This is a genomic window from Stutzerimonas stutzeri, assembly GCF_024448955.1.
Lineage (GTDB): Bacteria > Pseudomonadota > Gammaproteobacteria > Pseudomonadales > Pseudomonadaceae > Stutzerimonas > Stutzerimonas stutzeri_AQ.
Genome location: NZ_JAMOIH010000013.1, coordinates 22668 through 49597, shown reverse-complemented (window position 1 = coordinate 49597; position 26930 = coordinate 22668). Strand labels below are relative to the sequence as shown.

Below are 26930 nucleotides of genomic sequence, written 5' to 3'. Positions count from 1 at the left end.
CGCCATTTCAACCGCGTACTGCGACAGCAAAGCGGTCGGTCATCGGCTGGCGGTCGTCTCGTTGGAACTTGGCCGCAACTCTCCCGTCCTTATCACAGGACGCATGATTTACCCCGGCACCGGCGCAGCGTGCTCTTGCAGTAGCACCGCCCGGTTCGCCGAACCCAACCCTGGAGATCCATGCAGCGACCGCGCTCATACGGCCAGCCGCAGTCTCCGTGCGCGTCGAAAGAATTCTCACGCGAGGTGGAAACATGATTCTGGTAACGGGAGGAGCTGGCTACATCGGGTCCCATGCAGTGCTGGAGCTGCTCCTGGCGGGCCATGAGGTGCTGGTGCTGGACAATCTATGCAATAGCTCCAAGGTGGCGCTGGACCGGGTCGAGGCGTTGTCCGGTCGCAAGGTGCAATTCGTCAAAGGCGACGTGCGCAACCGGTCGCTGCTCAACGCGCTGTTCGCCTCCTATCCTGTGACCGCCGTGCTGCATTTCGCCGGCCTCAAGGCGGTGGGCGAAAGCGTGCGCGAACCCCTGCGCTATTACGAGACCAACGTCAGCGGCAGCATCGCGTTGTGCCAGGCGATGGCCGAAGCTGGCATCTTCAGGCTGGTATTCAGTTCGTCGGCGACCGTCTACGGCGACTCGCCGCGGATGCCGATCACCGAGAAATGCCCGACCGGCATACCGACCAACCCCTATGGCCAGTCCAAGCTGATGGCCGAAAACGTGCTCAAGGGGCTGGCCGAGTCCGACCCACGCTGGTCGATCGCCCTGCTGCGCTACTTCAACCCCATCGGCGCGCACGAGTCCGGCCTGATCGGCGAAGACCCCAACGGCATTCCAAACAATCTGCTGCCCTACATGCTTCAGGTAGCGGTCGGTCGGCGCAAGCAGCTGAGCATCTACGGTGCCGACTATCCAACCCCGGATGGCACCGGCGTGCGCGACTACATCCACGTCGTTGACCTGGCCAAGGGTCACCTCAAGGCGCTGGAGCGGCTGGATCTGGTTCGCGGCGTATCGGTCTGGAATCTGGGTACCGGCCGTGGCTACTCGGTGCGCCAGATGGTTACCGCGTTCGAGGAAGTCATCGGTCGGCCATTGCCCCACGTCTTCAAGGCACGCCGCCCTGGCGACATCGCCCAATGCTGGTCCGACCCGACCAAAGCCCGCGAAGAACTTGGCTGGCAGGCGGATAAGGATTTGCTGACGATGCTCACCGACGCCTGGCGCTGGCAAAGCCGTAATCCGCAGGGTTATGCGACGGAGGTCCCAGCCGAGAAGGTCGCAGCGACCGCCGAAACCGCATTGGCGAGTTAGACCCGTAGGGTGGGCTTCAGCCCACCAGCACACGACGACCCTACAACGGTGGGCTAAAGCCCACCCTACCTACTGCCCCGGCCCGCCGGGTTCGTCGACCAAATTTCGTGGGCTGCTACCTAGTCATGCCAAGGCTACTTTCCACCGATTCGATTCCGGCCTGCTCGTTGCGCAGCCACTCGGCCAGCCGCTCGGCGCGCCGATCCAGCCGTCGCGACGGCACCCACAGCGCCAGCTTGGCGCGAGTTTCGACGAAGCCCCAGGGCGCCAGCAAGCGCCCTTTGCGCACATCGTCGATGATCAGCTGTTGCGGCGCGATAGCCACGCCCAAGCCGGCCAGCGCCGCTTCCAGTAGAAAGTAGAGGTGTTCGAAGCCCTGCCCCATTTGCAGACGGGCCGGGTCGATACCGTTGCCTTGCGCCCAGGCCGGCCACGCCTGCGGCCTGGACGTGGTGTACAGCAACGCTTCGCCAAGCAGCGCCGCGGCCGGCGCCTGACGCAACGCGGTGCAATTGGGATGATGCGGACTGAGCACCGGGCCGATGCGTTCGGCGGCCAGCTCGAACACCTGCATGTCCGCCGGCCACGGCGGCTCGGCGTACCACAGGGTGGCGTCCAGACCAGGCTTACGCGGGTCCAGCTCGCCTTCGCTGGCGGATAACTGCAGGTGTAGATCCGGCAGTTCACGATTAAGCCGATCGAGCCGGGGAATGAACCAGCGCGCCAGCAAGCTGCCGGGGCAACCCAGCACGAACGGAGCATCTGCGGTTTGTTGGCGAAGCTCCTGGCAGGTGCCGCGCAGCCGCTCGAAGGCTTCCCCCGCCACATCCCGCAAGCGAATGCCTGCATCGGTGAGTTTTACGCCGCGCCCTTCTTTACTGAACAAGGCCAGGCCAAGGTCGTCTTCAAGCAACCGAATTTGCCGGCTGACCGCACCGTGAGTCACGCTGAGCTCAACTGCCGCCTGGCTTACGCTCTGCAAGCGCGCTGCCGCTTCGAACGCACGCAGTGCGTTAAGGGGAGGAAGATTTTGGCTCATCGGTGAGATTTCCTGACAGATTGAGGCGATCTTATCGCTTTTTATCGACGACCAACTCGGTTAATTTCTCCCCCATCGCGCATCCTGCTTCGCCGGTGGATGCCGCCGTTCCCCCAGGAGATGACCATGACTTCATTGCGCAGCGGCCCTGACGCCAAGGGCCTGTTCGGCCACTTCGGCGGTCAGTACGTCGCCGAAACCCTGATGCCGCTCATCCACGAGCTGGCCGCTGAATACGAAAAAGCCAAGCAGGATCCAGAGTTCGCCAAAGAGCTGGCCTACTTCCAGCGCGACTACGTCGGCCGCCCTTCCCCGCTCTACTTTGCCGAGCGCCTGACCGAGGCCTGCGGTGGCGCGAAGATCTACTTGAAGCGCGAAGAGCTCAATCACACCGGCGCGCACAAGATCAACAACTGCATCGGCCAGATCCTGCTCGCCAAGCGCATGGGCAAGCAACGCATCATCGCCGAGACCGGCGCCGGCATGCACGGCGTCGCCACCGCCACCGTGGCCGCGCGCTTCGGCATGCAGTGCGTGATCTACATGGGCACCACCGACATCGACCGCCAGCAGGCCAACGTCTTTCGCATGAAGCTGCTCGGCGCCGAAGTGATCCCGGTTACCGCCGGCACCGGCACCCTTAAGGACGCGATGAACGAAGCCCTGCGCGACTGGGTGACCAATGTCGACAGCACCTTCTACCTGATCGGCACCGTTGCCGGCCCGCACCCTTACCCAGCCATGGTTCGCGACTTCCAGGCCGTGATCGGCAAGGAAACCCGCGACCAGCTGCAGGCTCAGGAAGGTCGCTTGCCGGACTCGCTGGTCGCCTGCATCGGCGGCGGCTCAAACGCCATGGGCCTGTTCCATCCCTTCCTCGATGACCAGAGCGTAGCCATCATCGGCGTCGAAGCGGCCGGCCACGGGATCGAGACCGGCCAGCACGCGGCGAGCCTCAACGGCGGCGTTCCCGGCGTGCTGCACGGCAACCGCACCTTCCTCTTGCAGAACGAAGACGGCCAGATCATCGATGCCCACTCCATCTCAGCCGGCCTCGACTATCCAGGCATCGGCCCCGAGCATGCCTGGCTGCACGACATCGGCCGTGTCGAGTACACCTCGATCACCGACAACGAAGCGCTCGCCGCCTTCCACAAGTGCTGCCGCCTGGAAGGCATCATCCCGGCCCTGGAAAGCGCCCACGCGCTGGCCGAAGTGTTCAAGCGCGCACCGACCCTGCCGAAGGATCACCTGATGGTGGTCAACCTATCTGGCCGCGGTGACAAGGACATGCAAACCGTTATGCATCACTACGACGAACAGGAAGAACATATATGAGCTCGGTGAACTCCCGCCTGCAGACGCGCTTCGCCCAGCTGAAACAAGAAAACCGCGCCGCGCTGGTGACCTTCGTGACCGCCGGCGACCCGGATTACGCCACCTCGCTGGAAATCCTCAAAGGCCTGCCCGCCGCGGGCGCCGACGTGATCGAACTGGGCATGCCCTTCACCGATCCGATGGCCGACGGCCCGGCGATCCAGCTGGCCAACATCCGTGCCCTGGCCGCCAAGCAGGACCTGGCCAAAACCCTGCAGATGGTCCGCGAATTCCGTCAGGGCAATCAGGACACGCCGCTGGTGCTGATGGGCTACTTCAACCCGATCCACAAGATGGGCGTCGAGCGTTTCCTGGCCGAAGCCGTGGAAGCGGGTGTCGACGGTCTGATCGTCGTCGACCTGCCGCCGGAACATAACGAAGACCTCTGCGACCCAGCTCAGGCCGCGGGCATCGACTTCATCCGCCTGACTACCCCGACCACAGACGACAAGCGTCTGCCCACCGTACTCAACGGCAGCTCGGGCTTCGTCTATTACGTCTCGGTGGCGGGCGTGACGGGCGCCGGTTCGGCGACCCTGGAACACGTCGAAGAAGCCGTCACCCGTCTCAAGCGCCACACCGACCTGCCCCTGTGCATCGGCTTTGGCATCCGCACCCCGGAGCAGGCCGCCGCCATTGCCCGTCTGGCCGATGGCGTGGTGGTTGGCTCGGCGCTGATCGACAAGATCGCCAATGCCGAATCGTCCGAACAAGCCGTAAACGGTGTGCTCGGCCTGTGCAGGGAACTGAGCGAAGGCGTTCGCTGCGCTCGCGGCTGACGTATGGTGGACCGGGCGGCGCCCAGCCCACCAATACCTCCCTCATAGCACCCGTGGTGGGCTAAAGCCCACCCTACATCTAAAGTTTCTCCGCGGGCTGAGACCGTAGGGTGGGCTTCAGCCCACCTTTTCCGATATGCCCTGCCCGCATCCATGAAGGCAAGGAGGCCTCCGTGACCAACTACCGCCGAAGCCAGGTGCCAGGCGGCACGTGGTTTTTCACCGTGACCCTGGCAGAACGCCGCTCTCGGCTACTGGTTGAAGAAATCGCACTGCTTCGCCATGCCTACCGCCAGACACAACACGCCCGCCCTTTTCAAACCCTCGCGATCTGCATCCTGCCCGACCACCTGCACGCCATTTGGACTCTCCCCGAAGGCGACGCCGACTACCCCGGTCGCTGGAGCCTGTTCAAAAGTACGTTCTCTCGCCAGCTCCCCACAGCCGTCCAAAGCCCCAGCAAGGCGCGCAAGAGAGAGAAAGGCATCTGGCAGCGCCGGTACTGGGAGCACCAGATCCGTGACGCACTGGACCTGCAGCGACACGTCGATTACATCCACTACAACCCGATCAAGCACGGGCTGGTAGAGCGCGTCGCCGACTGGCCCTATTCGAGCTTCAATCGGTACGTGGGGAAAGGGCTACTGCCAAGCGATTGGGCAGGCAGCGCTGGGGCGGACGGCCTATTCGGTGAATAGGCCGGCTAGGAACCTGGTGGGCTGAAGCCCACCCTACACATGGCATGGCACTACTCCCACGTAGGGTGGGCTTTAGCCCACCGTGGACGTCGCGGAGCTATGAACAACGCCAACCATCGGCCGTTGATGACCAATATCGACCAGCTCGATTTCGACCACGCGGGCTGAACGCGTAGGATGCTACGCACATCCCCGGTCAAACCCCTTCGAGGAGATCGCCATGCCTGATACCACCTACGTACCGCCAAAGGTCTGGACGCACGACGCACCGTCGGGCGGCAAGTTCGCCAGTATCAATGCGCCGACCGCCGGAGCGCGGGAGGAACGGGCGCTGCCGGTCGGCAAGCATCCGCTGCAGCTCTACTCGCTGGCCACACCCAACGGCGTGAAGGTCACCATCATGCTCGAAGAGTTGCTCGGCCTCGGCCACACCGGTGCGGAGTACGACGCCTGGTTGATCAAGATTGGCGACGGCGACCAGTTCGGCAGCGGCTTCGTCGAGATCAATCCGAACTCCAAGATCCCCGCGCTGGCGGATCACGGTGTCGAAGGAAAGCCGCTGCGAGTGTTCGAGTCCGGCTCGATTCTCGTCTACCTCGCGGAAAAATTCGGCGCTTTCCTGCCGACCGAACCAGTAGAGCGTACCGAAACCCTTAACTGGCTGTTCTGGCAGATGGGCTCAGCACCCTTCCTTGGTGGCGGTTTCGGGCATTTTTATGCCTACGCGCCGGAAAAGTACGAATACCCGATCAACCGCTACGCGATGGAGGTCAAGCGTCAACTCGATGTGCTGGACCGCCAACTGGCCGAAAACCGCTACATCGCGGGCGGCGAATACACCATCGCCGACATGGCCATCTGGCCCTGGTACGGCGTACTAGTGCAGGGCGAGCTGTATAACGCTGCCGAATTCCTTTCGGTGCAGGATTACAAGCACGTGCAGCGCTGGGCCGCCGAAGTGGCCGAACGCCCTGCCGTAATCCGCGGCCGCAAGGTCAATCGCACCTGGGGCGAAGAGTCGGAACAGGCGCCCGAGCGGCACAGCGCGTCCGATCTGGACTGAGCCGTCGGAGACCTCCGATCCCACATCCTAGGGGTGGAAAACGGCGAAGCCTTTTCCACCCTTCCCACACAATGTCCTAGCATCGGCGGATGCGACACCCAGCCCACGATGCCGCCACCACCCGCCTCGACCCCGCAACCCGTTTACCCCAGCGCCGCCGATGGCCAGCGCCTAGACAACCCTCGCAGACCCGTGCCCCGCACTGACCAAGCCAACTGAAACCGCCACGGCGCTTGTGCGATAGCGGCCAGCCTGCCAACCACCGATGCTTCATTTCTGAACTATGCATCCTGAACTATGCATTTCTGAACTATGGCCCTGCAGCCAGACCCAATGTTCACGGGCGTTGCTCTTGATAGCTGCCGAAGCGGCCAACGTTCATGGCTGCTCGCACCTGACCTGTCGTCAGGCCCTTATAAGCGCAGCGCTCCGCATACCCAGTTGTTCAACACAACGCGAGGTGAATCATGAAACACACATTGGTAGCAGCGTTCGCAACGCCAACCGACGCCAGCCGCACCTATGGCGATCTGATGTCTAGGGGCATTGCTCGGGAGCAGATCCATACCGTAGGCGCCGACAGCGCGGAAATCCATGGCTACGACACGCCCTATTCCACCGCAGGCAGCACCGTGGACCGCACGCATCACGAATCCAAGGTCGCGCATTTCTTCAAGTCGCTGTTCGGCCATGAGCCGCATGAAGACCATCGCCGCCACGCCACGGCGTATCCGGAGGCGGTGCGCCGAGGCGCCACGGTGCTCGCAGTAGATATATACGACGATGATCAACTCGTCAGGGCGCGTGATGCGCTGGAGTACAACGGCGCCATTAGCATTGATGACAACGGTGCCGGTTCCGGCTCAACGCCGGGCTATGCCGGGCCGACCAGCCCCTACGCCGGCGCGACGGGCGGCGACAGCCATCTCGACAAGCATTTCGTTGGGACCGCCCATACCACCGGTGATGCGGGTCATTCAGGAAGCAGGCATCTCGACGCGGGCGCCCTGGGCGGCAGCGCAGCGGGCACAGGCGACACTGTCGATGCTCACACAGGCTCCGGCGATACCGGCCGCTACGATGTAGGCACCGCCGCCAAACGCGCCGGGACAGGCTACCCGGAAACCACCGCCACCTCCTCCCCGACCGGTGGCGGCCTAGCCGGCGACAGCGTTGCCGCCCGCGACGCGACGCAAGGCATGGATCCCACCCAGGCGGGAACATGCAGCGACCGGATATGCGTGATCAAGCGGCAAAGCTGAGTGCTGGCTTTTGATTAACCAAGGGCCGCGCGCTGCGGTCCTTTTTTGTCGATCTAGGGCTGTAGCCGCTCGAAACGTAGCGTGGCTGTCTCAAATCATTGTCAAAACGAGAGCAGCCGAAGTTTTCAATGGGTACAGCTCACTCAACGCCTATGTGCCCGGTCCAGGCTCGGGATAGGTTGAGCCTTTTGATACACCACTCAGCTGGCAACAGCCCGAAGGTAACAACGGCAACGCCTTCAGGCCTGGCGCCGGAAGATCATCGCTTACCCAAGGCCCGCCGTAACCCAGCGCTCCCGATCGACAGCGCCACACAATCTTCAGCCAGCCCCAGCGCGGCGTTCGCCAGCGAATTGCTCTGGTAAGGCTTGCGCAGGTTGAGCCCGATCTCTGACGCGACCAGCGCCGCCGTCGCGCCGATCAGCGCCGGTAGCCAAATCGACTCCCGCCGTGCACCAGCTAACGCCGCCGCGGTCACGCCGCCTGATAACGCACGAAACATCATCGAAGGCAGAATCGTCCGATCCGGCGCAAAAGGCATCTTGTCGCCGAGCAATTCGGCAGCGGCCATGGGCATCAGAAATTGCTGGGCGCGATGCGAAGCCAGCGTTCGCGCCGGCTCGTCTGCTTCATCGATGTCGTCATGAGCTGCCAGCGCTCGGCTGGTCATCGTCGGCGCCAGTGTGCTGCGCATGCCTGTCACCAAGCCGAGCGCCAAAGCACCCCAAAACAGATTGCTGGATATCGTCATCGTCAGATCTCCCAATGGTTGCTAATACCGACCGGACGCCCGCTGTGAGCGTTCGGCGCCAGGCACGGCCAGCGACGGATGACATGACCCCGCTATAGCAACGGCCAGCCCTCTTCTTCGCAGTGCCAATGCCTTGCGCAACCGACTGCCGCACCCGGTTGCCGATAAACCGCACGTCGCTTCTCGCGAAAACGCCAACAAGCAGTCATCAACCTGCCACCTGCGCTTCCTAATTTCGGTCGCACCCCACCGCACAGAGGAACTCGCAATGCGTACGCGCATATTGGATTGGCTGTTCGCGGCAAGCCTGGTCGGCCTCGCCGGCCCGACTCTGGCTCAAACTCAAATACAGCCCGAGCACGGCTCCATCGAGCAGGATTACCGTGAAGATCGCTTGGAAGGCCTCAAGGCCCGGCAGCAGGCCAGCGAGCGACGCAGCTGGCGCGCACCGGACTGGCGGGTCGAGCCGGTGGTGTCGATCAATCTGCTCAGCATCAACGACTTCCACGGCCAGCTGTCGCCGCGCAGCGTGGCCGGGCGGCCGGCAGGCGGTGCGGCCGTACTGGCCGCCTACCTCAAGGCGGCCAGCAACGAGAACACCCTGATCGTGCACGACGGCGATCAGGTCGGCGCCTCCCCGCCCAACTCCGCCTTGCTGCGTGATGAGCCGTCGATCAGCTTCTTCAACCTGCTGGCCAACCCTCATTGCCGCCCCTTCAGCCGCCAGATGAACATGCCGCGCAGCGTGCAGCCCTTCGCTCAGCAGCGCTGCAACCTGCTCGGCACGCTCGGTAATCACGAATTCGATAACGGAAAAGCGGAACTGCTGCGCCAGCTCACCGGCGGCAATCATCGCAACGGGCCGTTCCTTGAAGCCTCCTGGGAAGGCGCGCGCTTTCCCATGGTGTCGAGCAACGTGATCGATGAAAGCGCCGGCGCATCCCTGCTGCCGCCCTATTCCATCTACTTCAGCGACGGGGTGCGCATCGGCGTGATTGGCGCCGTGTTGAAGGAAACCCCGTCAATCGTCTCGCCGAGCGGCGTCGCCGGCCTGCGCTTCATCGACGAGGCGGATGCCATCAACCAGTCCGTGGCCGAGCTGCGCCGGCATGGCGTGCGCGCCATCGTCGTCGCGCTGCACCAGGGCGGCCAGCAGACCAGCTACGACGGCCCGACCAACCCAGAGGCCGACACGGTCACCGGCCCGGTGGTCGACATCATCGAGCGCCTGGATGACGAAGTGGACGTGGTCATCTCCGGCCATTCCCATGGCTTCACCAACGCCCTGGTGCCCAACGCCAATGGCAAACCGATCCTCGTGACCCAGGCGTTCTCGGCCGGCACCGCCTACGCCGATATCGAACTGGTGGTCAGCCGCCGGAGCCGCGACATCGTTGAGAAGTCCGCCGCCGTAATCACCACCTGGGCCGACCAGGGCGCCGGCCTGTCGCCGGACCCGGCAGTCGCCGCGCTGGTGGCAGAGGCCGATGCCCGCGTCGAGCCGCTGGTGGCGCGCCTGGTAGGCGTGGCTCAAGGCGACATCACCCGCACCGAAACGCCCGCGGGCGAATCGGCACTTGGCAACCTGATCGCCGATGCCCAGCGTATGGCCACCGATGCGCAGATCAGCTTCATGAACCCGGGCGGCATCCGTGCTGATCTGGCGGGCGGTGAGGTGTCATGGGGCGAACTGTTCGCCATCCAGCCCTTTGCCAACGATCTGGTCTCCATGGACCTGACCGGCGCGCAGATCAAAACGCTGCTGGAACAGCAATGGATCGACCAGAGCTATGCGCGCATCCTCAAGCCATCCGGCATCCAGTACAGCTGGTCCGCCAGCCGCCCCGAAGGCAACCGCGTGATCGAAATGCGCGACGCTACCGGCACACCCATCAACCCCGCCGCGACCTACCGCGTCACGGTCAACTCCTTCCTCGCCAGCGGCGGCGACAACTTCACTGTCCTCACCGAAGGCACCAACCGCGTCGTCGGCCCGGTGGATCTGGATGCGCTGGTGGATTACATCGAAGGATTGCCGCAGCCGTTTGGTGGGAGTGTTGCGGGGAGGATTGAGCGAGTGGATTGATGGCGAAGAAGTAAAGGAGTGGATGGGACGAGGCCATCCTTCTCCATGCATCAGGCACGCCGCCCAAGGGTGGGCTTCAGCCCACCGTCTACCAAAGGGGCCAGACCGGCGGTCAAGGTCCACATCAAACGGCGACCTTCATCTAGCAAGCCGGGGCGCTTCTTTGGTGGGCTGAAGCCCACCCTACGGGCGTTCCGACGCGGGGTCAGCGGTTGCCGAGCAACCCGGAACCCTGTACCGAACCGAAGGCAAAACTCATGAACTCCTGGACACTCATTTCGCGCCCGTTGAAGGTCACCTGGTCGTCGGCGTAGTGCAGCGAGCTGACCAGACGGTCGCCTTCCAGGCGGGACCAGCCCGCGTTGAGCGCCATGCCGCTGAACAGCTCAGTGGTGGCGTCGGTTTCCTGCTTCAGCGCCACAGGATCGAGTTGACCACCCTGCTGCTGGCGCTGCGCGATCAGGCTGACCACATCGCGCACCAGACCCTTGTCGATGCCGGCTTCGGCTTTGAGCGAGGCGAGCATGCTGGTGATCATCGCGTCGGGCGTGAAGGCGTCTTCGCTTGGGCCGCGCAGGTCGAGCACAACGGACAGACGGGCGGTGCCATGAGCGGTCTCGAAGCCGAATTCATCAAGCGCCAGGGTGGGCTTGTGCTGGAGCAGCTGCACGGCCTGAGCCTGCAATTTCTGCTGTTGGGCATCGGTCATGTTGGCAATTGCATCCTGCTGGTCGGAGCCGCTTTCGAGCAGTTCCTTGTAGCTATCGAGCAGGGCTTTGAGGCTGCCTTCATCAAGATTGCGCAGGCTGAAGGCAAGGGCGAGGTTGCTGAAGGTCTGACCTTGCGCTTCCAGCTGGCCGACGCGGTAGGCGAGCGTCTGGTCGAGGCCGCCGCTACCCTGGCTCAGCGCTTCCTCGACGGACGCGTTCTGGATGACCACGGCGGGATCGTCGCCAGTCTGGATTTCCATACGCTTGAGGGCGACGGCGGACGGGCCAAGGGCCAAACCGTTGGCGTCCTCCTGCTTGTCGGCGCTCAGGCTGAAGCCGCGCATGCTCACGCGCACCGGCTTGCCGGTGACGCTGTGTTGCAGGTTGATGTCGACTTCTGGCAGTTCACCGTCCATGCGCACGGCGGTGGCGTCCTTCGCCGCTTCGAAATTGATCGTGCCGGACGAGACGCGAACCGTGCCCTCTTCATCTTGCACGTTGAATGCGGCCGAGCGCAGATCGCCGTATTGGCGGCCGTCATAACCGATGGTGACGTCGCCCGTCAGCGGGGTTTCACCGGAAGCGGCATCGAACAGCTTCTCGGTCAGAGGCGTCCGCTCGAGCTGGAAATGACTCTGGGCGGCGACCGGCATCAACTGGCCGCGGGCCAGGCGGGAGACGGGGAATGGGCCGTGCTCCAGGCGGTCCTGCAGCAGCACCGAGTACTTCCGGGTGCCGCCTTCGTCATCAGGGATCTCGATGTCGATCTGGTAGCGGGCGGCGCTGGACAGCAGACCGCGGTCGAAGCTGAGCAGCTGCAGGCTGACGTCGGCTCCGCCGCCTGCACTCATCTCGTGCAGCTTGACGTTGGCCTGGTCGACGGCATCGCGGGCGGTCGATTCGACCTGGGTGCTGGTGTAAAAGGTGGCGGCCCCGATAAGGGCGAGGGGAACGGCAACGGCGAGCGCGAGCTTTTTCATGGAGCATCCTGTGCGGCGGCTGGGCAGACGTCCTGTCAGCCGATGGTTGGTAAGCGGCGGCACTCTATCAGCGAGCCTGCGCCGGCTCCAGCGCACCATGCAACGGGATGGGAAGGAGTGAGAACGTGACGACAAATCATGGTGCCTTCACCATTGATAAAGCCCATAGGCGAGCACACCAAGACCGAACCCCATTTGCGCCAGCAACAGGGCCCGAATGGCAAAGGTGTAGCTGATGATCCAGCTTTGCCCCAGCGCATCGTGGGCAAATAGCCGGTGGCTTGCGGGAAACTCCGTCTCCATCTCTTTGAGCGCCGTGATGGTCAGTTGCAACAGCTGGCGGCTCCGCGCATCGACCAGCCAGAACACCATCGCCAGCAAGACGGTGAAAGCGCCTAACAACACCAGCAGCCCTGGCGAGAAGCCCCGCTCCAATGCTGCCAGCACCCCGCCATCGGCAAAGATCGCCAGCACCACAAAGAAGTTGAACCCGCGCAGGCGCTGCTCGGCATTGAGCTTGAAATGCGCCCAAACAAACTCTCGACTATCCACGCGCTCCCCTCCTGTCGAACAGCCAAACCCTGATAAGCACATGCTTCGGCGAAATCGCGCAGCTGCCTGTCGCGGCTATCAAGGCTGCTGGACGCCTTAACACCACACATCAGAACGTGGCCGGTGCGATAAATCCCATCAGAAGCTATTCAGATAGCGGAGCGCCGCTCGGCCCGTCCTACGTTCGTCAGTTCATCGCCTCAGATTGTAGGGTGGGCTTCAGCCCACCATTGACTCACTCGTGGCGGGCTAAAGCGGAGCGCCGCCCGGACGTTCATCAGCTCATCGCTTAAGCAGTGCGCGAACCTGAGCAACAGCCTGCTGCTCGCGGCTGGCCCAATCCCCGGCGATTTCCACGAAAGGCTGATGGTGGCGCTCAAGCCAGCTTCGACACGCATCATGAAAATGCCAGCGCTGCGCAACATCCGGTTGGCAACGCTGGCCATCGGCATGCCACTCGGCGCCCTCGGGCGATAACAGCAGATGCTGATCGTACCGGCGCGACAGCAGTTCATCCTCCAGCCACGCCGGGCAGCTGCCGAACAGCGTCTGGCTCCAGAGCATATTGCTCAGCAGATGCGTATCGAGGATCAGCAGCTCAGGCGCCGTGCTGCGCGCGGCGTCTTCCCACAGGAGCTGGCCTCGCGCGATAACGGGAATATCGTCCAAGCAGGTGTCGCGCTGCTCCTGCTCGATGAAATGACGGACATACTCGCCCACCACCACCCCACCGAAGCGTTGCTGCAACCGCGCGGCGAGCCAACTCTTACCCGTCGATTCGGCTCCTGTGAGCACCAATACTTTCATTGGACCGCGAGCCTCGCCTGCCGCCATTCGCGCAGTCCCGCGATCGCCAGCAGCGTGAACAACCCGTAAAGCCCCGCGGTGAGCCAGTAGCCTTGAAACAGGAAGAACCCGACGTAGAGCACGTCCACCACGATCCACAACACCCAGCACTGCCACCGCTTGAGCGCCATCCACAGCTGCGCAAGCAGGCTGAAGGCCGTCAGCGTCGCATCCGGCCAGGGATAAGCCGCTTCGGTAGCAGTCGCCATCACCAAACCCAGCCCGACACTACCCAGCGCCGCCACAGCCAGGCCCGCATTTACCTCCATCGCCGTCGCGCCCACCACAGGCCGGCCACCTTCCCTACCGCTGCCCCGCGTCCACTGCCACCAGCCATACAGCTGCATGGCGGCAAACACACCGTTGAGCAACACCTGCGAATACAACCGCGCCTCGAAGAAAAACCAGGCATAGAGCGAAACCATCACCAACCCGATGGGCCAGCACAGCGGGTTTTGCCGCACGGTTAGCCAGACGGCGAGCACGCCGAGGGCTGAGGCGATGAGTTCGAGGGGGGGCATGTCATTGATCAGAAGCAGAAACGGGTGAGCATGATACGGCAGGTGTAAGGCGTTGCTTGATACGCGCCGGGACAACTCGGAGTAACTGTAGGGCTGATGCGAGGTATCGGCATTGAGAGTACGCGTGGACAAGCAAAGCGTTGTCCACCCTACGCCACCAAACTAGCCTGCTCCGCCGACGCTTCGGTATTGCGTAGGGTGAAAAACGGCGGAGCCTTTTCCACGCGCCACTCCCAGGCTACCTCGCTATAAATAACGTTTGGATCTGATTGAACGCGACCAGCAAGCGGAGAGGACGGATAACTAAATCTGTCCCCTTTTTCCGTTGGTTAGCGATAGAAGACGCAAAGCGCCATTAGCTGGCGAAAACGTTAACAAGTCGGACTCCTTGGGATGGCGGAGTCGATGAGCTCCGCCAGACTTGTTAGGGTCTTGACCCTCCACTCAAGGATTACGAAAGGAACTCGTATGGCCAAGCCCGCTGCCCGCTTATCCGACACCCACTCCTGCCCTATCCCCGGTCACGGTTCCAACCCGATAGCGGTTGGTTCGCCGGACGTGTTGTTCAACAACCTACCTGTTGCCCGAGTCGGTGACGCCAGTAGCTGTGGCGGCGTGATATCAGAAGGCGAAGCCACGATTTTGGTCAACGGCAAGCCGATTGCCTTCCTCGGCAGCCCCACGACGCATGGAGGCAGCATCGTGACCGGCTCCGGCAACATCCTGGTCGGCTCTTCGGTCAGCACGGCGCCCTTCACCGCGCCAGCGCCGATGCCTAACCAGTTGGACGAGCATTTCGTGCTCAGCGATAGCGATACCGGCCTGCCTTTGGCCAACCGCCCTTACAAGCTGAAGACGGCCTCCGGCAAGGTCATCGAAGGGGTGACTGACGAGCACGGTAAGACCAAACCTGCTGCGGCCTATACGGCTGAGGCCGTGTCCGTCGAGTTCATGCCACAAACCGAAATCTTCATTGGCTGAGGCAGCAGCATGTCGAGCACGGAGCCAGTCGTCGCACGATCGAACCTGAGCCCTGCGAGTAATACGCAAGGCACCCCAGTTCAGGCCAGGCTATTCAAGATCAGCGACATTCCGGCAGCCATGGATGCCATCGATTGGCCGGTTTCAGCCGCGCTGATGCGTCACTGGTTTCAGGGGCAACCCTGGCCAACGGAAAATGGTGGCATGTCGCAGCGGGTCAAGGAACATGCCGAGTGGCCCCCGGCGCAGTACATCGAGGAAAGCATCGTCAAGATGAGTTGGGTGGCCAGTTTCGACAAGGTCCAGCCGGTTCTTGCCGAGCTGCGTAGAAGCTGGAATAACGCCGCCGCCATGGGTGAGATTCGCAAGCATCTGCTCAGGGCCTATGGCGACAAGGGACTCGGCTGCTATCCCCTGGTTTTCCCGAATTTGGCGAGCGCGGTGGAGCGCTTCGGCTACTTCAACTCACGCGCGATCACCTTTTCCAAGTGGGGCAGCGAAGGCCTCAACGACCTGCGCGGAGCGCTGGCGGATTTCAACCTGCGGGTGGCGGCCGAGGGTGACGTAGAGGTTCATGCAGATCGCATCCTGTTTCGCCCGAGAACGTTGCTGTTCTATGCCGAGGACAATTACGACTTCAACGACGATGGCTCGGTGTTCAGCCAGCCGCTGGGCTTTTGGAACTTCGATGGCATCGCTCCCAGCCTGCTGACGGCCACGGCGCACAATGCCGGCGTCGATGCGGTCTCCAGAGGCATCATGCAGCAGTCGTTGTTCGGCATGAGTGCGCAGAACCAAAGGCGCTACATAGACGAACAGAGCAAACGCTACATGCTTGTGCTGAACAGCCATTTCGCCGCCTACCGGGCCAAATACAAACGAGGCGGAGACTTCCGCGTGTTTTCCGATCTGCTACGCGAACCCTTGCCACCTGGCACGCCCGTCATCACCCTGCCGAAACACTGACATGAACAAAACCATTCTCGCTGTATGCAGCCTTCTCGCCGCGCTCGCCCTGCTCTTTGGTTGGAGCCTCAACGATGCGCTGAGCGCGCCGCCATCGGTTTCGCAAGTCAGCCCGCACGGTGGCCATTTGATCGAAAGCGTACCGGTACAGGGCTTGCTGGCCCCTGGCGGTGGCCTGTCGTATCTGCGCATCGTCGACCGTGCGGACCGGTCGACGGTATTTCGCAGCCCGCTCTATACCACCCGCTCAGTGGACATGCGGGCAAGCGAAGACAGCCAACGCCTGGGCGTGACCTGGATCGCCTTCGACAAGCGTACCGAGGGTTTTACCCTGAGCATCCCTCAATGGCGCCCGGACTGGCGCAACATCTTCTTCAGCAATACGCCCTACGAGGTCGTGCCGAACGGCTGAGCCACAAAAGAGCGCCGTTGAAGCTGAGCGCAACATGGCTGGATTCTGAGCACCCGAGTGAGCGATAAGTTCGAGGTGGCCACGAGGAAAGGGCAGCCGCGAAATCGCGGCGGGCATCATACGCTGGCGGAGGCCTTTCGTATCTGCGCATCGTCGACCGTGCGGATCGGTCGAAGGTATTTCGCAGCCCGCTCATACACGCATTCAGCGGACATGCGGGCGAGCAAGGACAGCCAAAGCCTGAGCGTGACCTGGATCGCCTTCGAGGTAATAAATTTGCCAGTTAGAAACGCATCGATTTATGAACCAGAAGAGGGAATGGGGAAGGGAATAACAAGTCTGCTCCCCTTTTCTCGATGTGAAGCAGGGGACGACGGTTGTGGCTCCGGCAAGCGAGTCGCTGGCTCGTCCGTAGGCGCAGCTTTACCCACCTCCTGAGTTAACGGTTCATGCGTAACGCTTAGCTTGTTGAAGAAATACCCGACGGAAAAAACCACTATAAAAATAGCGGCCGTAACCATCCATAAAGTCGCGAATTTTCTAATACGCCCATGAGCGTGTATACGAGTCGCTTCAATTGCTGGAGACAAACTCCCCAATAGCTCCTCGTGGTCTATTATATTCTTATAAGCAGACTGCGTTGAGCTATTTATTTGGTCAGTGAAGTACACTAGCCTACCGCGAGTATCCAGAAAAGAAATAACCATCCAGCCTAGCGAAGTCGCACATATCAGTACAGCTATAATTAGATATTCAAAAGAAAATATTCCCGTCGCGCCCTTATCTTTTAGACCGTTCACCGCAACAACACCAACCACAAAGGTTATATATGCAATTGTGTTAGCCTGAAAAGAACTAGCAAACGAATCGACTATATCGAGAGACTTTTTACAATGGTTACTTATCGAGTCCAATAGATCTCTTTTTATTGACAAGTATTGGGTTATGTTCTCAGTGAGATAAATGTCATAGTTAGACCTTATGGCCAACCAAGTGGAATCGGTAAGATTTATCCTGTTTTCGTTAGCATTAAGAGTAACAACATTTCTGACCAGGCCTAATTTATCCGAGCAATGCCCTCCGTCATAAGCCCAAGAATAAACCTTGTACGACACTGATGAATCTTCATCCAGGTCCTCTATTTGTCGATAGTGCGTAACAATACTTTTATATCCATTAAATTTAAACCGAATACTTCCATCACCTTTAACATCTACAAGATTGGAAAGATAGGCTATTGAAAAAAACAGCTTCGATGTAGCGAAAAAATTCTCTATGCTGGCTGGTAGTGAATCCGAGGTAGTGAAATCAAAATCTTCTGGGATAAACTTATCAAATAAAGACTTATGAGATATCGTATGCTCATTGAATAGCGATATTTTATTGTTTCTAACGCAGTCCGTAGTGTGCTCGGAAACGCTCGAATTATGAAAACTATCAAACCAAATAGCTTCACTGCCGAAGCCATCAATCATCTCAAAAACCACAAATCTAATTCCCTGACGGAACCTTGTGGCAATAGCTTCCAGATTGTCGATAACAGAAGAGCTGCCGAAATTTTCGGCAAACAAATCAAGATCGTATACAGACACTCGGTTACTACACGGGTCTTTGCAGATTTTCAAAGTTATCGCTGAAAATTCCACTTCCTCAGAAAAACTCTCGCAGTGCTCGCGGATTCCCTGATATGAGGGGGTGTCGAATGAAGTTGCAACGTAAGAGTTCCCATCCATCTCTATGGTTAACTCAAACGTATCACCGTCCGGTAATCGCTCAAGCTCGTGAAATATTTTTAATGCAGCACTCATGGTGGCAGCTGGCTGATGAATCTCTGCAAAAAACCTAGATATGGTTTCAGTCATTGATAGACATTCAGACTCACCCCTAAGCTCATTCAGCGTTGCAGACAGCATTAGGCAACTCTTTCTTTTCGTTTGAAATTTCTCGCTTCACTAGTCTCTATGACAAGAAGCTCCCGCCCATCCTTTGTTATTTCCGCCCAAACTTTTTGTTCAAGATTCTCAGTGCCATCCTTGATAGTTAAAAACATATCGTTGTTTAACTTATAAGTTGTCTTACGAAAAGGAACCGCTTCTGGAACCAAAACGAACAGGGTGTCGAAGCCCTTCTTAGCGGGTAAAACCTCTAGCTTCTTTATGAGAGCTTCTTTAGCTTTCTTGAATTCTGGGTTATCGGACTCATAATTCCTTATGGTTTTATCTAAAAAAACTGAGTAGTCCATTGTTCCTTTTTGCTTAAACGCCGCAACTGTTGCATTTCTTAGAACCGTATGGTCTTGCGGGAAATTCTTCTTAAGGGTCGCCAGCTTAGATATAATTTCTTGAGATGCCTTTTGTGTGTTGAATGTGTCAGTGTTCTTCTCCTGCACCTCTAAAAAATCAGCCCACCAGTATCTGGTTAGTTTTGACTTAGAGTCATAAATATATACGTCCACGGGAGTTCCATCAGGACTATACTCTACGCTTACTGCTTTATAGATTTTGTCGGTAAGCCCCAAGCCGGCTTTCTTCTTAAAATCGACCTGATCAAGGATTACTTGATGTTCAACTTTTACTCCCAGATACCTCAAGCACCCTTTCTCAGAATAGGTAAACTGGAGAAAGCTACCGATCTTTACGTGAGTATCGTCTTTCTTACTCAGATGTGAGTACTTTTGAGATGTCTTTACCTCGACAGCCAAAAGGCGCTCTGCCAAAAAACTACCAACAGCTTCTTTTTGCAAGTCTGAAGATTTGGCTATGGCCAGCGCCACTTTTTTGAAATCAGTATCTTGTAATGGAAATAAAAAAGACCTTTTTTGCTCTTTCTCTCCAATCTCCCTAAGTAGCGTTTCCAAATAAACTTCAAGCTCCCTGTTATTCAGATCCGCTGGAAACTCTGTGCTGCTATTGGCCCCTATATCAATATGATGAAGGCATGTACTAGTTACACTATTTCTATCCAAAACCGCCATGGTTTCTCCTAATTTTATTAACAAGCTCTCAGAATTTCGTTAGAAGGCAAATCTATCTACTCTCGTTTACGCACCGGCCTCTGTTCTTCGACCAACCCCTCCCTAACCCCACCAATCGCCTCCTGCACCCGCCTCGTAAAATCCGAATGCGCCTGATACGTCATCACCAACCGATCAATCGCTCTTGTCATCGCCACATACAGCAACCGCGCTTCATCCGCTTCGGCCTCGCCCTTCTTCGGCATTTCGCCTAGGCCCGGGATCAGCACCAGCCTGAATTCCAGGCCTTTGCTGGAGTGCATGCTGACGATCTTGACGCTGTCTTCGCTGCCGTAGAGTTCGCCGCGGCCTTTGGAGCTGGTGCCTGAAGCGTAGGCGATGCCGGCTTGGGTCAAGGCGCGTTCGGCGGCTTCGGCCTGGGTGTTGTTGCGGTAGATGATCGCCATGTCGTTGAGGACGCGGCCGTTGGCTTGTTCATCGCGGATGCGGGTGACGAGGCAGTCCCATTCCTGCCAATGGCCTTCGCATTGGATCAGTTCGGGGAAGGCGCCGCGGCGGCCGGCACTTTCGGGGACGATGATGGGGACGCCGTCTTCGCCGGCATCACGGCCGGAGAGCAGTTCGGTGGCGAAGGCGCGGGCGACCGAGAGCACTTCTAGCGTGTTGCGGTAGTTGAGTTTGAGGATGGTGGTGCGGCCCTGGGCCTGGATGCCGACGCTGGCGAAGCTGAAGTCCAGCCCGGTCTTCTTGCCCTTACCGCGGTAGATGGACTGGGCGTCGTCGTAGAGCACCAGCAGCGCGTTGGTGGCCGGGTCGACCATCTGCACGACGAGCTTGAACCACTCCGGGGCGAAGTCGTGGCCTTCGTCGATCAGTACGGCGGAATACTGCGCGCGCGGTATCTGTCCGCGGTCGACGCCGTCGATGGTGAATTGGATCATCTGCTCCATCTTCTGGCCGACCGGCAGGCGCGGGCTGGGCTTGTCGACCTGGTAGGCCGTGAGCATGTCCGAGCACCAGGCGTGGAAGTTGCGCACGCTGACTTTCTCGCCCAGGCCCTTTTCGTCCAGCACCTGACGCAGGCGCCCGGCCAGGGATTTGTTGTAGCAGAGCACCAGAATCGGCTTGGGCGAGACCTTGGCCAGCTGTTCGCAGCGGTAGCCGAGGATCATGGTCTTGCCGCTGCCGGCCGCACCGTGGATCACGCGATGGCCTTCGCCCAGTGAGCGGGCAAGTTGTTCCTGCTGGAGGTCCATCACCTTGATGAGGCTTGGGATCGGCGCGTCGCCATCGGCAAACAAGCCGAACTGGCCGGGCCGGGCGCTGACGCGAACCTCGGGGTAGAGGTGATAGCGCACGCGGTCGATCTGCGGCAGCGTGAGGGTGCAGGGAAACACGTGGGGGAACATGTTCCACAGGCGCTGCTGGAAGGCTTCGGGGTCGGCCGTTTCGGTCATCTCGTCCTGAAAGATAACGCGCTGCGGGTCGAGCACGTCGTGCAGGTCGGTCCCTTCGAACTGGCGGCGAGTGATGTTGGTCAGCACCACGCCCCAGCCCCACGGCATGATCAGCTCGCCCGGACGCGGCGAGCTTTTACTCTGTCGCAGTAGCGGATCCTTCTTCAGCACCATGTCGACTTCTTTGACGTAGGTGTGAGCTTGCAGCATCGGGTTGGCCACGGTCTTGAGGCCGCTGCTGGTGTGCAGGGTGGCCTGGCCGTGATTCATGCTCTGGATGGTGGCGAGTTTCCAGTCTTTGACCTCCAGCACGAGGATGCCGCGGCGCGGATGAAGCACGACGAAGTCGGGGTAGCGGGCCTTGGGACCGACCGGGACGTTGCTCCAGCAGAGGTAGTCGTCTTCCAGCAGCTTTTCCAGCCGCTCGGCAAAGCGGCGTTCGCCGGGGGTGTCGAACTGGCATTGCGACCGAACGGGGAAGAAGCGCGCCATCTGTACCTTCCTTGGTAGCGGACCGGTGCAGATCGTAGCGTCGCAGCGGAACCGTGAACGAGTGCGCAGTGCTGCGCGTGATGGCACATTAACCACTGCTTACGTACGGGTAAAGCAGACGATGGATTAATCCCGACTTTTCACTCCGGCGCCTGACGCGCGGTCATTCGCCCCATTTGCACTTTCCGCCCGCCAACCCTGTCCATTCCTGCATGGCTCAGTTGCGGAGGTGATCATGGAAGGCATGTTTTTCAGTAGCGGAACGACGCTGATACGCACACTGGTGGTTGGCGTGCTGGCCTATATCAGCCTGATCTTGCTGTTGCGGCCTTTCGGGGCGGCGTACGTCGAAAATGAATGCGTTCGATCTGGTGGTAACGGTGGCGCTGGGGTCGACCTTTGCGACGATTCTGCTCAATCGCAATGTGTCGCTGGCCGAGGGGGTGCTGGCCTTCGCGCTGTTGATCGGGCTGCAGTACGCGGTCACCTGGTCGAGCGTGCGGGTGGCGTGGGTGCGGCGTACAGTGACGGGTGAGCCGGCGCTGCTGTTCTATCGCGGGCACTTTCTCGGCGACGCCTTGCGCGCGGCGCGGGTGACCGAGGACGAGGTGCGTGCCGCGGCGCGCAGTCAGGGGCTGGCCGCGCTGGATGGCATCGAGGCGGTGGTGCTGGAGACCGATGGCAGTTTTAGCGTGATTACCGATGGCGCGGGCGAAAGCCGTTCCACGCTGGACGGGGTGAATATTCCAAGGCCGAATGAAAAGGGCGTTTAAGGCCCTGGCAGGGTGCCGCGGCGGCTGATCGACAGGCCTATGCCCAGGCGACCGCGCCGGTCCGGTTGCCACAACGGACTGGCATTGCGACCGAATGGGGAAGAAGCGGGCCATCTTTAGCTTCCATGGTGACGGGCCGGATGCCCCGTCGTGGTGGGTGCTTTTGGCTTAAGCCGAGCGGCTTGTTTGTGATCCGCGTGCTCAATCCAGACGCGTGCGCGCCACGTTACCGATGCGTTTGACGGGCAAAGCGTCGCCGCCGATGAATCGCTACTTATTTTTAGGGTTATCAAACGTATGGCTAGGCAGGATGCGAGCCCGCTTGGTGCAGGCTCGCATGGAAGTAGAGCCTACTTTTGCTCGTCTGAAGACTTGGGCATAGGGATCGCGACACTGCTTTCTACACTGCCGGCCGTGGCATCGCCTTCCTTGTAGAAGGGCTCCATCTCGTCTCTTGCTTGCGCCCAGTGTTCGCCTTCCTGTCCTTCCGGTCGGCCTTTGGCTTCCCAGATTTCGTATGCCTTTTCACGAATGCGTTGTTCGTCGCTCATCTCGCTCACCTCGCCGTGTGGATTAAGCCGGTATCGGCCGCAACGTTGCCTTGGACGTGACGACCCACCTGTTCAGCAGAGAGGGGCAACGTGAAGATGGTTCCGGTATTCCTTGCGCAGCCGACGAACCGATTGCTCGCTGATGTCCATGGCGAATGCTGTGCGGCTTCGCTTGATTACTGGCGCGGGCCGGTTGCAGTGGCAGGCGTCTGCTCTCGTTCGATTTCGATCTGCAGGGCATAGGCGGGGCGTTCGACGCTGCGATGGTCGCGGGTATAGCGCCGGGCGAATTCGCCGACCCCCCATTGCAGATATTGCTCGACGTGCTTGAGCTCATGAGCCCAGAGCGCGACGTTGTCGAGGGCATCCGCCTCGTTGCGAAAGACGATGATGTCGATCAGTGTCACGGCGGTGACATCGGGGTGTTGCAGCAAAGTATTGGCGGCGTTGAGCACGGCGTCATCGCCCACCCGGTAACGCGCCGTTTCCAGCACGGCAAGATCGAAGCGCGATTCGAGCTGCGAGCGGATATGCAGCGGTATCGGGCGGCTCTCCTGTAGTGCCAGCCGGTCACGGGATTGGCGTATCCAGGTTTCCAGTCCGGCGGCGGCCAGCCATTGCACCTGCTCGTAAAACGCCTCGGTATCGCGTGGCGAGCCGGGCAGGCAGACACAAACGCCCAGGCAGATGGGCTGCTCGCCCGGCGGGCAAGCGGTCTGGGCGGGCGCCGCGGTGGCATAAAAGCAGGCAGCGCCAAGCAATACTTGGCGGAACAGGCGAAGGGCAGATACAGGCAAGCGAGTGGCTCTCGGGTCGAGGTGCAGACGGCGTTCAAGGTGCCGTCCGGCGCGCACTATAGCCGCGCCGGGCAGCGCGGCGAAGAGCCACTGTCATACCAATCGTCGTCGTTAAAGCACCGGTGACGCAGCGCTTACCACCCGCAGGGCCAGACCTTCATACGGGTCGAGGTTGAACGTCATCTCGCCGTTTTCGGTCAGATCGCCCTCGACCCGCTCATGGATGATGTCCACCACCGGGCCGGGTGCGATGCCGGGGAGGGCAATCGTTTCGCTGATCGCCTCGGCGCTGAAATTCAGCGCGGTGATCTGCACGCCTTTGCCAGCCGGCAGCTCATGCACCATCACCAGCAGACCCGGCGATTGCACATCCGGGATCAGGATCTGTTTGCTCGCCGCGATATCGTAGGCGCGACGAACGCTGAGAATGCGCTTGAGCTGGCAGGCGAAGGAGCCGGTGTTCTGCAACTGTTCGACCAGGCTGCCGTAGAGCGAGCGCGCCTTGGGCAAACCTTCGGTTGAAGCGTCGGCCTCGGGTGCGAGGTCGGCCAGGTCGTAGGCACCGCGGTGCAGCCAGCGGGTATCGCCGTCGCCCATCAGATGTGCAACCTGCTCGGCTTCCAGCGGCAGGGCGCCGACCAGGTCCCAGCCGGAGAGGGCGAACACACCGGGTTGCATGGCATTGAACATGACCAACAGGATATGCAGGCGTTGGATCTGTTCGATCTCGGCCGCGCCGATGGTGTTCAGGTCGCGAATGCCCAGCGCGGCGGTAATCACGCTCACGGTGGTGCAGGACACGCCATTGGTGACGAACTTGAGGTTGTAGGGCGCGTGCTCACCGGTCAGCCGCTCGTACATTTCCTCGCGGATGTGCTCGCGCAAGATGCCGCCCGACAAAGTCTGGCCGTGGTAGTGGTAATGGTCGTAGGCATGCAGCGTCCAGAAGTGCACCAGCTCCAGGGTCAGCTCGTCGTGATTCTGCATCGCGTGGATCAGCGAGGCCGGGTCGATGCCGAAGGCGTGTACTTCGCGCAGCATCAGCCGCAGGAACTCGGTGTCTCCGGTCAGCAGTGCATGGTGGTAGGCCGGGCGGGTGATGAAGTCATAGGACAGGTCGGCGCCGCCATGGGACATGCTGGCGATGTCGTCGATAGTCAGGTTCAGCTCCTGAAAGCTGAAGCCGCCGGCCTTGCGAATGGTGCTGGCGATCAGCTGGTTGCCGGTCACCGACAATGGATGGCTCTCGGACCAGGCGGTGCCCTCGGCACGACGCTCGACCCCAAGGAAGCCGTTGGCGTCCAGGCGCAGCACGCGTGCACCGGACACGTCGATGGCATGCAGGGCATCGCCGATGATCAGCTGCTGCGCGGCGAAGGTCGGGTCCAGCCAGTTCAATGATGGCTGGCCTTCCTTGAAATAATGCAGATAGACCCAGCGGCGGCGCTTGCCGTCCACACCGGTCACGACGCCGGTGGCGCTCCAGTCGGTGTCCTTGATCCCCGGTTCGAAGAAGATCACCCGCTGCAGCTGGCCGACGATGTAGTGCTTGTCCTTGAGCTGGTCGACCACCGGCGGCGCGAGGTTGACCGAATCGCGGCCCGCTGGCACCTCGGGCAGCAAGGGCCAGTCCTCCTCGTTGATCTCCACCATGTGGTACAGGCCCGGATAGTCCCCGTAGGCCATCTCGGCCAGCCGGAAATCGGCGCCCTTGCCTGTGTGCGCCGGGACGATGTCGTCGATGACGATGGCATTGTGCGCGGCGGCCATGCGGCTGAGCTGCAGCATTTCCGCCTCGGTGCCGAGGTTGGGGTCGATATCGAAGCTGATGCGGTCGAAGTTGCCATCGATGGTCGGCGTGAACTCACGCCCGCGCAGACCGCCGGAGCGTTTCATCGGGCCGTTGTGAATACCCTGCACGCCGAGTTCGGACAGGGCGCTCCACAGGCGATCGTCGCCCAGCGCCTGCAGCACCGAGCCGCCTTCAGGCGTGATGATGGCGGCAGGGTAGGCGGTGAACCACACCGAGGAAATCGCGCTCGCATCGCGCGGTCGCGCCTGGGCATAGGGGCGCTGCCAGAGCCGAGCCTGGCCGGCATAGAGACGGGCCCGCTCGCGGGCTGTACGAAGCATGGATTGGTTTTCCAGCCATTCGATGTAATTGCTGTCTGGTGTGCTCATAGCGACGTTCGTTTCCCGGTGCGCTGAGGGACGATGTAGTCGTTTGAGTCGGGTGTTTCGTCATCGTTGCATCGAGAATGCGATGCGTTGAAGCCAGACGCTCGTTGCCGGTTAGTCAGTGTAGGAGCCAGCTTGCTCGCGAACTGCCGCGTCGTGCAGCCCTGTTCGCGAGCAAGCTCGCTCCTACGCGTCTTGGCTCGCCTTCTCGCGGGGGCGCTTCAACGCTCGGACAGCACCGCAGCCGCCGCATCGCCAGGTTGCCCGGCCAGTTGGCGCGCGGCCTGCTTCTGCTGCTTGTAAGCCAGCGCGGCGGGCGCCACTGGCGTGACCTTGCCGGTCTCCAGCCATTTCTTCAGACGACTGGCATCGGCCATGTGGGTGTACTTGCCGAACGCATCGAGCACGACGAACGCTACTTCGCGTTGATCCATGACGGTGCGCATCACCAGGCAGTGTCCAGCGGCGTTGGTGAAACCGGTCTTGGTCAGCTGGATGCTCCAGTCGGGCTTGCGCACCAGCGCATTGGTGTTGCGAAAACCGAGGGTGTAGTTGGGCTTGTGGAAGGCGACGGTCTTTTCGCCCGTGGTGCTGAATTGTTCGATCAGAGGATAGCCCTGGCTGGCCTTGAGCAGCTTGACCAGATCATTGGCGCTGGAGACGTTCAGCTCGGACAGACCGGTGGGTTCGACATAGCGTGTGTGGGTCATGCCCAGCGCCAGCGCCTTGGCGTTCATGGCCTGGATAAATGCGGCGTAACCGCCCGGATAGTGATGCGCGAGGCTGGCGGCAGCGCGATTCTCGGAGGACATCAGGGTCAACAGCAGCATCTCGCGGCGGCTGATCTCGCTGCCGATACGCACCCGCGAGAACACGCCCTGCATTTCCTGCGCATCGCGGATGGTAACGGGCAGTCGCTGATCGAGAGGCAGCTTGGCATCGAGCACGACCATCGCCGTCATTAGCTTGGTCACCGAAGCGATGGGCACCACCCAGTCGGGATTGCTCGAATAGAGCACTTCGTTGCTGTTGAGATCGATCAGCAGGGCGCTGCTGGAGGCCAGCTCCTGTTGCACGGTCGATTGTGGGGCAGCGCTGACCGCTGGAGACACGATGACGCTGCCGCAAGCAAGCAGCAGGCCGAGGATGGATTGACGAAATTTCAAAATGGACACCGATGAATTGGCATTGAAGAAAGACGCGCCGAGGCCGACAGACGCGGCGCGCATTTTATAGATAAACCCGAACCGCGCCTCATATTTCTGCACGTTCAGCACCGTTACCACCAGGTTGCGCGCATACCGCTGCGCTTGTTATTCCGCGAATGTGGCGACGCTCAACGCAGCGCTGCTGAGTGTAGAAGAAC

At 60.5% G+C, this 26930-nt stretch carries 23 protein-coding genes and 1 pseudogene; 11 read left to right on the top strand and 13 right to left on the bottom strand.

Annotation, left to right across the window (positions count from 1 at the left end; translation table 11 throughout):
* Positions 1-254: 254 nt before the first annotated feature.
* On the top strand, positions 255-1319 hold the full coding sequence (gene galE / locus NA645_RS14565; protein WP_256049487.1) for a UDP-glucose 4-epimerase GalE: 1065 nt from the start codon (positions 255-257) through the stop codon (positions 1317-1319).
* A gap of 115 nt (positions 1320-1434) precedes the next feature.
* Here the strand turns inward: galE and NA645_RS14560 are convergent, their stop codons facing one another.
* The gene (locus NA645_RS14560; RefSeq protein ID WP_256049486.1) at positions 1435-2358 is read right to left on the bottom strand and encodes a LysR family transcriptional regulator; all 924 of its coding nucleotides are present in this window, start codon (positions 2356-2358) and stop codon (positions 1435-1437) included.
* Between the two features lie 120 nt (positions 2359-2478).
* On the opposite strand from NA645_RS14560, the gene trpB reads away from it, so the two are divergent.
* The 5 genes from trpB (at position 2479) to NA645_RS14535 (ending at position 7537) form a co-directional block, all read left to right on the top strand.
* The gene (gene trpB, locus NA645_RS14555) at positions 2479-3696 is read left to right on the top strand and encodes a tryptophan synthase subunit beta (protein ID WP_272892079.1); all 1218 of its coding nucleotides are present in this window, start codon (positions 2479-2481) and stop codon (positions 3694-3696) included.
* Positions 3693-4514, top strand: coding sequence for a tryptophan synthase subunit alpha (gene trpA, locus NA645_RS14550; protein ID WP_256049484.1), 822 nt, complete (start codon positions 3693-3695; stop codon positions 4512-4514). The genes trpB and trpA overlap by 4 nt, the downstream gene beginning before the upstream one ends.
* A 173-nt stretch (positions 4515-4687) precedes the next feature.
* Positions 4688-5212, top strand: coding sequence for an REP-associated tyrosine transposase (locus tag NA645_RS14545; protein WP_256049483.1), 525 nt, complete (start codon positions 4688-4690; stop codon positions 5210-5212).
* Between the two features lie 220 nt (positions 5213-5432).
* Complete coding sequence (gene yghU / locus NA645_RS14540; RefSeq protein WP_256049482.1) at positions 5433-6275, top strand: glutathione-dependent disulfide-bond oxidoreductase; 843 nt, start codon at positions 5433-5435, stop codon at positions 6273-6275.
* 467 nt (positions 6276-6742) lie between these two features.
* A complete protein-coding gene (locus tag NA645_RS14535; protein ID WP_256049481.1) occupies positions 6743-7537 on the top strand; it encodes a hypothetical protein in 795 nt (264 codons plus the stop codon).
* 259 nt (positions 7538-7796) lie between these two features.
* Here the strand turns inward: NA645_RS14535 and NA645_RS14530 are convergent, their stop codons facing one another.
* Entirely contained in the window at positions 7797-8288 is a 492-nt protein-coding gene (locus NA645_RS14530; protein WP_256049480.1) for a DUF4126 family protein, read from the bottom strand.
* Between the two features lie 268 nt (positions 8289-8556).
* Between NA645_RS14530 and NA645_RS14525 the strand changes: the two genes are divergently transcribed.
* The gene (locus NA645_RS14525) at positions 8557-10374 is read left to right on the top strand and encodes a bifunctional metallophosphatase/5'-nucleotidase (RefSeq protein ID WP_256049479.1); all 1818 of its coding nucleotides are present in this window, start codon (positions 8557-8559) and stop codon (positions 10372-10374) included.
* A 205-nt stretch (positions 10375-10579) separates the two neighbouring features.
* Here NA645_RS14525 and NA645_RS14520 read toward each other — a convergent pair whose 3' ends face one another.
* The 4 genes from NA645_RS14520 to pnuC form a co-directional block, all read right to left on the bottom strand.
* Positions 10580-12064, bottom strand: a complete 1485-nt coding sequence (locus NA645_RS14520; RefSeq protein WP_256049478.1) for a YdgA family protein — start codon at positions 12062-12064, stop codon at positions 10580-10582.
* Between the two features lie 147 nt (positions 12065-12211).
* Positions 12212-12616, bottom strand: a complete 405-nt coding sequence (locus NA645_RS14515; protein WP_131649199.1) for a hypothetical protein — start codon at positions 12614-12616, stop codon at positions 12212-12214.
* A gap of 282 nt (positions 12617-12898) precedes the next feature.
* A complete protein-coding gene (locus NA645_RS14510) occupies positions 12899-13423 on the bottom strand; it encodes an AAA family ATPase (protein ID WP_256049477.1) in 525 nt (174 codons plus the stop codon).
* Entirely contained in the window at positions 13420-13983 is a 564-nt protein-coding gene (gene pnuC / locus NA645_RS14505; RefSeq protein WP_256049476.1) for a nicotinamide riboside transporter PnuC, read from the bottom strand. Before pnuC ends, NA645_RS14510 begins: the two co-directional genes overlap by 4 nt.
* Positions 13984-14451: 468 nt before the next feature.
* On the opposite strand from pnuC, the gene NA645_RS14500 reads away from it, so the two are divergent.
* From NA645_RS14500 to NA645_RS14490, 3 genes are read left to right on the top strand one after another with little or no spacing between them, the layout of a single operon-like run.
* Entirely contained in the window at positions 14452-14964 is a 513-nt protein-coding gene (locus NA645_RS14500; RefSeq protein ID WP_256049475.1) for a PAAR domain-containing protein, read from the top strand.
* Between the two features lie 9 nt (positions 14965-14973).
* Positions 14974-15930 (top strand): DUF6402 family protein, encoded by a 957-nt coding sequence (locus NA645_RS14495; protein ID WP_256049474.1) that lies wholly within the window; start codon positions 14974-14976, stop codon positions 15928-15930.
* 1 nt (position 15931) lies between these two features.
* Complete coding sequence (locus tag NA645_RS14490; protein ID WP_256049473.1) at positions 15932-16342, top strand: hypothetical protein; 411 nt, start codon at positions 15932-15934, stop codon at positions 16340-16342.
* Positions 16343-16641: 299 nt separating this feature from the next.
* Here the strand turns inward: NA645_RS14490 and NA645_RS14485 are convergent, their stop codons facing one another.
* The 3 genes from NA645_RS14485 to NA645_RS14475 are packed head-to-tail and all read right to left on the bottom strand — an operon-like array spanning position 16642 to position 21265.
* Positions 16642-18255: a hypothetical protein gene (locus tag NA645_RS14485; protein ID WP_256049472.1), complete on the bottom strand. Its 1614-nt coding sequence runs from the start codon at positions 18253-18255 to the stop codon at positions 16642-16644.
* Positions 18255-19316: a nucleoid-associated protein gene (locus NA645_RS14480; RefSeq protein WP_256049471.1), complete on the bottom strand. Its 1062-nt coding sequence runs from the start codon at positions 19314-19316 to the stop codon at positions 18255-18257. The genes NA645_RS14485 and NA645_RS14480 overlap by 1 nt, the downstream gene beginning before the upstream one ends.
* 56 nt (positions 19317-19372) lie before the next feature.
* A complete protein-coding gene (locus NA645_RS14475) occupies positions 19373-21265 on the bottom strand; it encodes a 3'-5' exonuclease (protein ID WP_256049470.1) in 1893 nt (630 codons plus the stop codon).
* 235 nt (positions 21266-21500) lie between these two features.
* Between NA645_RS14475 and NA645_RS14470 the strand changes: the two are divergent.
* Positions 21501-22038 (top strand): annotated as a pseudogene (locus NA645_RS14470) (DUF421 domain-containing protein).
* A gap of 350 nt (positions 22039-22388) precedes the next feature.
* Here NA645_RS14470 and NA645_RS14465 read toward each other — a convergent pair.
* From NA645_RS14465 to pbpG, 4 genes are all read right to left on the bottom strand, one after another.
* Positions 22389-22589 (bottom strand): DUF2934 domain-containing protein, encoded by a 201-nt coding sequence (locus tag NA645_RS14465; protein WP_256049469.1) that lies wholly within the window; start codon positions 22587-22589, stop codon positions 22389-22391.
* 176 nt (positions 22590-22765) lie between these two features.
* Positions 22766-23386 (bottom strand): DUF4157 domain-containing protein, encoded by a 621-nt coding sequence (locus tag NA645_RS14460; RefSeq protein WP_423836583.1) that lies wholly within the window; start codon positions 23384-23386, stop codon positions 22766-22768.
* Between the two features lie 111 nt (positions 23387-23497).
* Entirely contained in the window at positions 23498-25567 is a 2070-nt protein-coding gene (gene treS / locus NA645_RS14455; protein WP_256049468.1) for a maltose alpha-D-glucosyltransferase, read from the bottom strand.
* A gap of 218 nt (positions 25568-25785) precedes the next feature.
* On the bottom strand, positions 25786-26730 hold the full coding sequence (gene pbpG, locus NA645_RS14450; RefSeq protein WP_256049467.1) for a D-alanyl-D-alanine endopeptidase: 945 nt from the start codon (positions 26728-26730) through the stop codon (positions 25786-25788).
* Between the last annotated feature and the right edge of the window lie 200 nt (positions 26731-26930).